Raw genomic sequence first — 9,450 nt, 5'->3', positions numbered from 1 at the left:
GCAGTGAGCATGTAATCCACCAGTGGCTCTTAGACGCTAAATTAGCATAACCATTAAACCAGTATACGCTATGCAAAGTATTCGTTCCTTGCCTTACTCACTTGATCCCTAACTCCTCGCTCTTCAAAGTTCTATGAACTAGCAAGATACTACTCCTAGTAAGTCTTAAATCATATTCTGCGTTCGTTTGGTGCCTACTTCACACTCTGTCTAGCTCCAACAGCCAGATCCTCGAAATTTTCGTGGCCTCCGCAAAAACCAAGAGCGGGTTTTTACTGCGCCCCCTAACAAATTTTTTCGGATCTAACGGGCTGTTTCCGCTTTTCTATCTGTCAAGTAAAAATTCTTTGCAGGTTTTTCGCTTTAGAGGTTGCAATTGGGAATAGTTTATGATAAATTATTGTAGTGTATGAAAAACAAAAAGCTATTTTTATGCGATAGATAGTAATTAGTAGCTTTTTTGAAGTAGCTCTGTAAGGAGGGAATTAACGATGGCAAAAGTATGTGTAGTCACAGGTCGTAAAACTCGTTCTGGTAACAAACGTTCTCACGCAATGAACGCAAGCAAACGTACTTGGAAAGCAAACTTACAAAAAGTTCGTATCTTAGTAAACGGCAAACCTAAAAAAGTTTGGGTTTCAGCTCGTGCGCTTAAATCGGGTAAAGTTGAACGTGTTTAATAAGAAAATGAGTGCAGAGTCTTCGGATTGCTGCATTTTTTCTTTGTCTAAAAAAGCAAACAGGACTCCTATCAAGTAACGACGGGAATCCTGTTCTTTGTGTATTCTAAAATATTATTTAATCACTGTCGTCTCAAGTCCTACTAATCTTGCCCAAGTTAGTATTTGGTCTGTTGTTATGTTAAGTGAAACCACTGTATGATGACCGCCGCCAGCTTGAATCCAAGAGTGAACGCCTTCATGGAAACCTGGCTTCACCTCCCATAAAACACGCGCAACTGGCAAATTAGGTGCTGGTTCTTTCGGCTCAAATAGCGATACTTCGTTAACCAAAAGTTTGTAATGCGTACCGAAATCTGCCATCGAAACGACCACCCCATTGCCAGCTTTCCCATCAAATACAAGCCTTGCGGGATCTTCACGATTACCCATGGAAAGCGGCGAAACAATAATTTTAGGCTTATTAACTGCAAGGGTAGGATCTACTTCCATCATGTGTGATTGCAAAATAGCTTCCTTCCCAGCTGCCAACTCATACGTGTAGTCTTCCATAAATCCAGTATTTTCATTATGAGCCATTACTTTCATCAAACGATCAATTGCTGCCGTTTTCCAGTCCCCCTCGCCAGCAAAGCCGTATCCCTCTGCCATCAATCGCTGTACAGAAAGCCCTGGCAATTGTTGCATTCCATAAAGGTCTTCAAAATTGGTAGTAAAGCCATTATAATTCCCCTGCTCAAGAAAACGACGCATTCCAATTTCTTGACGAGCTTGTACTTTCACATGCGCCTCCCACACTTTTTGATCATAACTACCATACTCAAAATCATATAATCGCATATATTCATCAAACAAAGCGTCTATTTCCTCATCAGTTACAGCATCGATCACTGAAACTAAATCACCAATTCCAAAATAGTCAACAACCCAACCAAACTGGATTTGCGCTTCTACCTTATCACCTTCTGTTACACCAACATTCCTCATGTTATCCCCAAAGCGTGCAATTTTAATATTAAAACTTTCCCCGTTAGCCACCGCTACATCCATCCAGTCAGCGATTTCGTTCACTACATGTTCTCTTTTCCAATGACCTACAACTATTTTATTCTGTTTGCCTAGCCGAGCATTAATAAAACCATATTCGCGATCACCGTGTGCAGATTGATTCAAGTTCATAAAATCCATATCAATCGTTTTCCACGGTATACTCTCATTGAACTGTGTAGCTAGATGCAAAAGTGGTTTTTGTAATAATTTTGTGCCACGAATCCACATTTTAGCTGGTGAGAATGTGTGCATCCATGTTATGATACCAGCAACTTCATCACGATAGTTCGCTTCTTTCATAATTTCTGTGATAGTATCTGCCGTTATGGCAAGCTCCTTTAAAACGAGTGGATAAGGTAGATTTTTACTTTTATTCAGCGTCTCCACCATCTCTTCTGCATCCTTTTTGACACTTCTTAAAGCCTCTTCTCCGTACAAATGTTGTGATCCTACGACAAACCAAAACTCTTTTTTCGTTACTTTTAACATTTTCACTCCAGCTCCTTTTTATTTCCTTGTCCATAATAGGCATTTTTGCCATGTTTTCTTAAATAATGTTTATCTAATATTCGTCTTGGTAGTTCCTCTGCATAACTATTCAGCTGCCTTGTAAAATAATTCATCTTGCAAACTTCATCAAGTATTACTGCATTCATGACCGCATCAGCCGCATCCTTCCCCCAAGTAAAAGGTCCATGTCCTTGAAGTAGCACTCCTGGAACGTCTATCGGACTGATACCTCGGTCGAGAAAAGTATCTACAATCACATTTCCTGTTTCGTGCTCATATCCAATATCAACCTCTTCTTCTGTTAAAACTCGGACACATGGAACCGCTCCAAAAAATGTATCTGCATGTGTCGTCCCCATCACCGGTACATCAAGCCCAGCCTGTGCCCAAATTGTTGCCCATGTCGAATGTGTATGTACGATACCACCAATTTCTGGGAATTTTTTATACAATACTGCATGTGTCGGCGTGTCCGATGACGGATTTAACTCGCCTTCTACAACCCGATTTTCTAAATCAACAACAACCATATCCGAAGCTTTCATTTCCTTGTAACTAATCCCGCTTGGTTTAATGACAAAATATCCAGATTCTCTGTCAAAAGCACTCACGTTTCCCCATGTATATTTAATAAGGCCACGTTCTGGTAGTTCTAAATTAGCTTGAAAAACTTCCTCTTTCAAATGATCTAACATCGAAAATTCCTCCCCACTAAGTTAATTTTTCAAGCGCCTGTTCCTCAATTGCTAATCCGTTCCTATATCGCTCCATAAACGCATCATAGCCATTTAACTCATTCTCAGTTGCCTTAAGCGTCACACCTTGCTTTTCTTTAAAGACCTTTTGCCTCAAAAATTCCGCTAGAGATTCCCCGTTACCAAATTTCATGTACGAAGCAAGTAATGCAATTCCCCACGCGCCACCCTCACTTGCCGTATTTAAAACAGTGATAGGTGCTCTCATAGCCGTCGCAAGTATACGTTGCCCAACCTCAGGTGTTTTAAAAATTCCGCCGTGTCCAACTAATGTATCAATTTGAATATTCTCCCGTTCTAAGATGTCAAACCCCATACGCATCGCACCAAATGCACTAGCAAGGTGAACACGCATAAAGTTAGCCAGATTAAATCGACTGTCTGGCGAACGCACAAATAACGGGCGCCCTTCATTCATTCCTGTAATATTTTCACCAGAATAGTAACCATAAGTCAGCAAACCTCCACAATCAGGATCACCATTTAACGCCTCTCTCAGCAAGATTGAAAACAATCTATCTCTACTAATTTCAAACCCCAAAGTCTCCGTTACTTCTTGGAATAGTTGCATCCACGCATTTATATCGGATGAGCAGTTATTCGTATGCACCATACCAACAACCTCTCCCGACGGCGTGGTTACTAAATCAACCTCTGGATAAACCGCTTGCAATTCCCTTTCCAGAACAATCATCGCAAATGCTGACGTTCCAACAGATACATTCCCCGTTCGTTTTGCTACGCTATTCGTTGCAACCATACCAGTTCCTGCATCTCCCTCAGGCGGGCAAATTGGAATACCCGACTTCAAATGACCTGTTGGATCAAGCAAATAGGCTCCTTCTTGTGTTAATTTGCCAGCATCCTCTCCAGCAAGCAATACTTTTGGGAAGATCGAATTTACTTTTAAAGTACAACCTTCTTCTTCGGCTAATTGTTCAAAAATAGCGACCATTTCTTGATCATACGTTTTCGTTTCTGTATCAATGGGAAACATTCCAGATGCGTCCCCTATCCCGATTACTTTTTCAGCAGTTAATTGCCAGTGAATGTAACCAGCGAGTGTCGTTACATATTCGATTCGGCTCCTATGTTCCTCTTTGTTTAAAATTGCTTGATATAAATGAGCAATGCTCCAACGCTGTGGAATATTAAAGTTAAAACGTTCTGTTAATACCCGTTCTGCTTCTTGTGTCATAGAATTACGCCACGTTCGAAATGGAACTAATAATTGTTCATCCTTATCAAAAGCCATATAACCATGCATCATCGCACTAAACCCAATGGCCCCCACCGAAGAAAGCGTCTCACCATACTTCTCAAAAACCTCAGTTGCCAGCTTACGATAACTCATTCGTAAACCCTTCCAAACATCTTCAAGCGAATACGTCCAAATGCCATTTTCTAATCGATTCTCCCATTCATAACTTCCAGTAGCTATCGCACTAAATGTAGAATCTATCAGAACAGCCTTGATTCGTGTTGATCCAAACTCGATTCCTAAGGATGTACGACCATCAATAATGTCCAACATCTCTTGGGCCTTTAGCTCTTCTGTATTCATTTTAAAAACCTCCTTCAAGATAGAATTAAATTTTTAGTAACGCTTCCATTTCAAATTTACCTTTTTTGTACGTACATGTCAACTAGAATTATAAATTTTATATAAAAAAAGCTTGATATGTACGAACAAATATTGTAGAATGAAAATGCTTACATAAAGCAGAATCGTATTTTTTAAATTTTATGAAATGAAGGGGTTGAAAGCAAGATGAAAAATGAAAAGAAAATCTCGGCATCATTTATCTACTTTTTCGGAGCCTTTGGTGGCATATTGTTCGGTTACGATATTGGAGTAATGACTGGTGCACTGCCATTTCTTCAAGAAGATTGGAATCTAAACGGACATGCTGGACTAATCGGATGGATTACATCAGCCGTCATGCTAGGTGCCATATTTGGCGGCGCAGTAGCAGGAATACTCTCCGATAGATTAGGGCGGCGCAAGATGATTTTGATTGCTGCTATTATTTTTGTCGTTGGATCTATCCTATGTGGAATATCTCCGCACAACGGACAATATTTCCTAATCGGATCCAGAGTATTACTCGGACTAGCCGTGGGAGCTGCGTCAGCTTTAGTTCCTTCTTATATGTCTGAAATGTCACCGGCTAAGCTTCGCGGACGATTATCCGGTATCAACCAAGTAATGATAGTTTCCGGTATGCTCCTTTCCTACATTATTGATTTCCTGCTAAAGGGGCTTCCCGAGGAGTGGGCTTGGCGCTTGATGCTTGGAATGGCAGCGGTTCCAGCAATTATTCTTTTCTTTGGTGTTTTAATGCTTCCCGAATCACCACGATTTCTTGTAAAAACGAATAAACTAGATGAAGCACGTAAAGTTCTTAGCTATATTAGAAAACCAGGAGAAGTTGGCCAAGAACTTGATCAAATTATTCAAACAGCTAAACAAGAAGAACAAATAGCAAATTCAACTACTTGGGGCACGCTTCTATCTGGCCGCTACCGAGCACTTGTAATCGCTGGAATTGGGGTAGCTGCTTTTCAGCAATTCCAAGGAGCCAACGCCATTTTTTATTACATTCCGTTAATTGTTGAAAAAGCAACTGGTCATGCTGCTAGTGAAGCGCTCATGTGGCCTATCATCCAAGGTGTCATCCTTGTTCTCGGTGCCTTATTCTTCTTAATCATTGCCGATAAGTTTAATCGCCGTACTTTGTTAACTGTTGGTGGAGCTGTGATGGGGCTTTCCTTCATCTTACCAGCAATCTTAAATACGTTTGTAAAATCTGATGCGAGCCCAATGACAATGCTCATTTTTCTTTCTATCTATGTAGCCTTCTATTCTTGCACTTGGGCACCATTAACTTGGGTAATCGTTGGTGAAATTTTCCCATTAGCCATTCGCGGCCGAGCATCTGGGCTAGCATCCTCGTTCAACTGGATTGGTTCGTTTCTAGTTGGGTTGCTATTCCCTATCATGACTGTCTACATGTCTCAAGAAGCCGTATTCGCTATTTTTGGAATTATATGTTTCCTAGGTGTATTATTCATCCGTTTCTGTGTTCCAGAGACACGCGGTCGTACGCTTGAAGAAATCGAACAAGACGGGAAACAAAGTACAGAGGAAGTCCGTATATAGAATCAAGAGGGCAAGGCCATTAGCTTCCTCCCTTTCTCTATCCGTTGTTAATCGGATTTGTCACTTAAAGTATACGCAAACAAAAAAACTGGGGCATCCCACATGGTCAGCTTCTGCTCATGTGGGATGCCCCCCGCTTTACTTTATTTCTATTCTTTTAACTGACTCTCTCTCAATTAGCGCAGGAATGTAACGAATATTCTCCTCTCGAGTGCCCGTCTCAATTGATCGAACAATCCAATTAGCCGCGTCTTTTCCCATTTCTTCCTTAGGGTGACTCAAAGTCGTTAATTTAACGCTACCAACTCTGCTAAGTGATGAATCATCATTTCCAACAATCGAAAAATCATCTGGAATTTTATGCCCTTTTTCTATTAACTCCGTCGCAAGTAGGTTAGCAATTTGATCGTTGTAGCAAATAATCCCAGTCACATCTTTTTGAGCAAGTCTTTCTAAAATTTGATTGATAACTTGCTCACGAGTTTCTGTCGTATAAGTAATGACATCACCTTCTGAGAATCGGATTTCATACTTCTCGCAAGCTTCAATAAACCCTTTCAATCGATACTTTCCTTGTAAATCATCAGTTTTCGCAACAAAAAGAAGCTGTTTATGTTGCTTTTTAATCAGATATTCCGTAGCTAAGTAACCTACTAAAACATCATCAACACAAATGTAAGGGATATTTAATTCTTCGTATCTTGCATTAATCATAACAATTGGGATTCCCCGTTCGCGTAAACTAACGTATAAGGCTAAATTAGGATTATATAACGCACTTTTCGTTGGCTCAACAATTAAACCATCCACACCTTGATCAATCATCTTTTGCAAACAATCTTTTTCCGCTACGTAATCATTGTTTGTACTCGCCAACAACAATGAATAATTTTTACTGCGGAGCGAAGTTTCAATACCACGAATGATTGAAGGGAAGATATAGTCAGATAAGTATGTGGTAATGACGCCGATTGTTTTATGCTTACTTCGCTGGATATTCTCCTTTTTATATTGATTATCTACATAAGTTCCTGATCCTTTTTCTTTTCGCAATAACCCTTCATTAACCAGCACAGCAATTGCTTGACGAACGGTGTGACGACTTACCCCATAGTCCTCTTGCAGTTTCAATTCAGGTGGAATCGTAGTATCTTGAGGATAGTCCCCAGATAAAATTTTTGTACGTATATCCTCAGCAATTATTTGATATTTCGATTGATTCATATACTTACTCCTTTTTCCCCGCATCAAGAAAGTGTACGGATTCATTAACTAGCTAAAGTGAGCTATGTAAGAAAAACAAATTTACTTTTCACTAATAAATACTATATCAAATATTTCCTAGTTAAGGCTTCTAAAAGCTTCTAGATAAAAAAATCAGAACCTGACAAGATATACGTTTGCCAGATTCCATCTTCTACATTCTCATAAAATTAGCACCGCGTTCAAAAATCCGAACGTCCTCGCCTCTTCCTTTTCCTATCTTGTTGTAGATTTCCTTTTCGGTCAACTTCGTTCCTTTCGTATCCCATGGAGTTAAGGCCACCACCTGCCAAGCATCATTCACTTTTTGCAAAGTCAACTCTAATTTCTCTAATTCTTCGTTATCAAGAAAGGTAAACAAATAATAAATTTTGTCTCGTTGGTAATAGGCTCCATATAAGTAGTCTTTAGATCCCATTATTTCTTGATAGTTGCTTTTATACGATGGCAAGTCAAGCGGCTCATTTCCAGCTGTATTTTTTTGAACACCCACCTGATTGTTGTCAAAAACTGCTTTAATTGTCTGCGTCGCCAGTTCATCCGCTGTTTTATCAGGACTCGCACTCTTATTATCATTTAATCCATTCGGGGCAGTAGAACAAGCGGTAAGCGCGAAAATTAGACTCATTGATAGTAAGGATTGAAAAATTTTTCTCATCATCGTTCGCCCTTTTCTAGTTTATCGACATTAGACGTGATAACTCCTCCGATAAGAATCGCAATTCCAGGGAACGGATTGACAAATATAGCGCAGGCAATTCCAGTTATAGTAAGCGTCAGTCCAGCTTTATAATAGCTTTTCTTGATGAGAAATACCAGTCCAACTGCCGCGATAACCATGAAAAATAGGCCAATATAAGTCATGCTCATCAAGGCATTATACAGTGGATTAGCATCACTTTTTCCGAGATTGATAAATGTCGAAATTTGTACAAGAACACTTAAAACAAGTCCTATAATCGTGATAATCAGGGCTATTTTTGATCTTTTTGCGATTAAAACTGTATTATCTTTCATTGCAATACTCCTCTAGTCGTTACTTTGAATAAATAAAATTAAGCCCGTTTGAAAGGAAAACGTACCCCGTTCTGCTAAAAATTCATTGCTAGAAAGCGCGGCTCCAAACGGATAATTTGCTTCGATTAACGGATATTTAAATCCTTTTAATGTAAGCTTCGTGACATTTGCCATTGTGATGAAGGCAGCATATTTTTTATCTTGGATTTTGGAAACAGAATATTCACCAGGTGTGTACATTTTAATATAATTATAGCGATCAATGAGTTCGATTTTCGAGATTACATCCAAGAATTCCGGTTGCATAAGCATCATGATGTTGGCCAGCAAATGATCTAGTCGACCACCCGTTGCACCAAAAATACGGATGAGATCGGGCTTCTGATTCAGTGCCCATTTCAGACCAATTGCGGTATCTGTTTCATCTTTTTCAGCAGGAAATTCCGTAACTTCAGTAATAGTTTTTAAGTGCTCCAATTCGGTTTTTGAAAGAGAATCAAAGTCCCCCATTGCGATAATTGGTATAATTCCTCTTTCCGTAAGACCAATGGCACCACGATCCACACCAATCCATGGAACAGACGCATCATATACAGATAGATCAGGAAGTTCCGATTCCGGACCTCCGACCATGATATGTAGGATATTCATTAAGATAGTTTCACCCTCCCTTTGTTGAGGTTCTTATGAAGTGGATACCACTGAATTAGAACCTCAATATGCATGCGAACAACGTGAGCATGTAATCCACAAGTGGTTCTTATGAAGTGGTTCCCACCAAATTAGAACCTCAATATGCATGCGAACAACGTGAGCATGTAATCCACAAGTGGTTCTTATGAAGTGGTTCCCACCAAATTAGAACCTCAATATGCATGCGAACAACGTGAGCATGTAATCCACAAGCGGTTCTTATGAAGTTGGTTCCCACCAAATTAGAACCTCAATATGCATGCGAACAACGTGAGCATGTAATCCACAAGCGGTTCTTATGAAGTGGTTCCCACCAAAT

9 protein-coding genes are annotated in these 9,450 nt (G+C 39.8%); 2 read left to right on the top strand and 7 right to left on the bottom strand.

Annotated features, from left to right (window positions below; all coding sequences use genetic code 11):
• Window positions 1–491: 491 nt before the first annotated feature.
• Entirely contained in the window at window positions 492–680 is a 189-nt protein-coding gene (rpmB, locus tag R8925_RS15300; RefSeq protein ID WP_036069695.1) for a 50S ribosomal protein L28, read from the top strand.
• Window positions 681–794: 114 nt separating this feature from the next.
• Here rpmB and araA read toward each other — a convergent pair whose 3' ends face one another.
• Genes araA through R8925_RS15285 form a run of 3 tightly spaced genes read right to left on the bottom strand, consistent with a single transcriptional unit; the run spans window position 795 to window position 4,559 of the window.
• Entirely contained in the window at window positions 795–2,219 is a 1,425-nt protein-coding gene (araA, locus tag R8925_RS15295) for an L-arabinose isomerase (RefSeq protein ID WP_430536655.1), read from the bottom strand.
• Between the two features lie 2 nt (window positions 2,220–2,221).
• A complete protein-coding gene (locus R8925_RS15290) occupies window positions 2,222–2,935 on the bottom strand; it encodes an L-ribulose-5-phosphate 4-epimerase (protein WP_430536654.1) in 714 nt (237 codons plus the stop codon).
• Window positions 2,936–2,951: 16 nt separating this feature from the next.
• Entirely contained in the window at window positions 2,952–4,559 is a 1,608-nt protein-coding gene (locus R8925_RS15285; RefSeq protein ID WP_430536653.1) for a xylulokinase, read from the bottom strand.
• 207 nt (window positions 4,560–4,766) lie between these two features.
• On the opposite strand from R8925_RS15285, the gene R8925_RS15280 reads away from it, so the two are divergent.
• Window positions 4,767–6,158: a sugar porter family MFS transporter gene (locus R8925_RS15280; RefSeq protein ID WP_430536652.1), complete on the top strand. Its 1,392-nt coding sequence runs from the start codon at window positions 4,767–4,769 to the stop codon at window positions 6,156–6,158.
• 138 nt (window positions 6,159–6,296) lie between these two features.
• Here the strand turns inward: R8925_RS15280 and R8925_RS15275 are convergent, their stop codons facing one another.
• The 4 genes from R8925_RS15275 to R8925_RS15260 form a co-directional block, all read right to left on the bottom strand.
• On the bottom strand, window positions 6,297–7,382 hold the full coding sequence (locus tag R8925_RS15275) for a GntR family transcriptional regulator (RefSeq protein WP_430536651.1): 1,086 nt from the start codon (window positions 7,380–7,382) through the stop codon (window positions 6,297–6,299).
• Window positions 7,383–7,575: 193 nt separating this feature from the next.
• On the bottom strand, window positions 7,576–8,082 hold the full coding sequence (locus R8925_RS15270) for a hypothetical protein (RefSeq protein WP_430536650.1): 507 nt from the start codon (window positions 8,080–8,082) through the stop codon (window positions 7,576–7,578).
• The gene (locus R8925_RS15265) at window positions 8,079–8,438 is read right to left on the bottom strand and encodes a DUF1418 family protein (protein ID WP_430536649.1); all 360 of its coding nucleotides are present in this window, start codon (window positions 8,436–8,438) and stop codon (window positions 8,079–8,081) included. The genes R8925_RS15270 and R8925_RS15265 overlap by 4 nt, the downstream gene beginning before the upstream one ends.
• Before the next feature lie 12 nt (window positions 8,439–8,450).
• A complete protein-coding gene (locus R8925_RS15260) occupies window positions 8,451–9,089 on the bottom strand; it encodes a thiamine diphosphokinase (RefSeq protein WP_430536648.1) in 639 nt (212 codons plus the stop codon).
• Between the last annotated feature and the right edge of the window lie 361 nt (window positions 9,090–9,450).

Source organism: Listeria rocourtiae subsp. hofi (genome assembly GCF_963575615.1).
GTDB lineage: Bacteria > Bacillota > Bacilli > Lactobacillales > Listeriaceae > Listeria_A > Listeria_A hofi.
The sequence above is the reverse complement of the archived record's forward strand: the minus strand, read 5'-3'. Positions and strand labels throughout refer to the sequence as shown.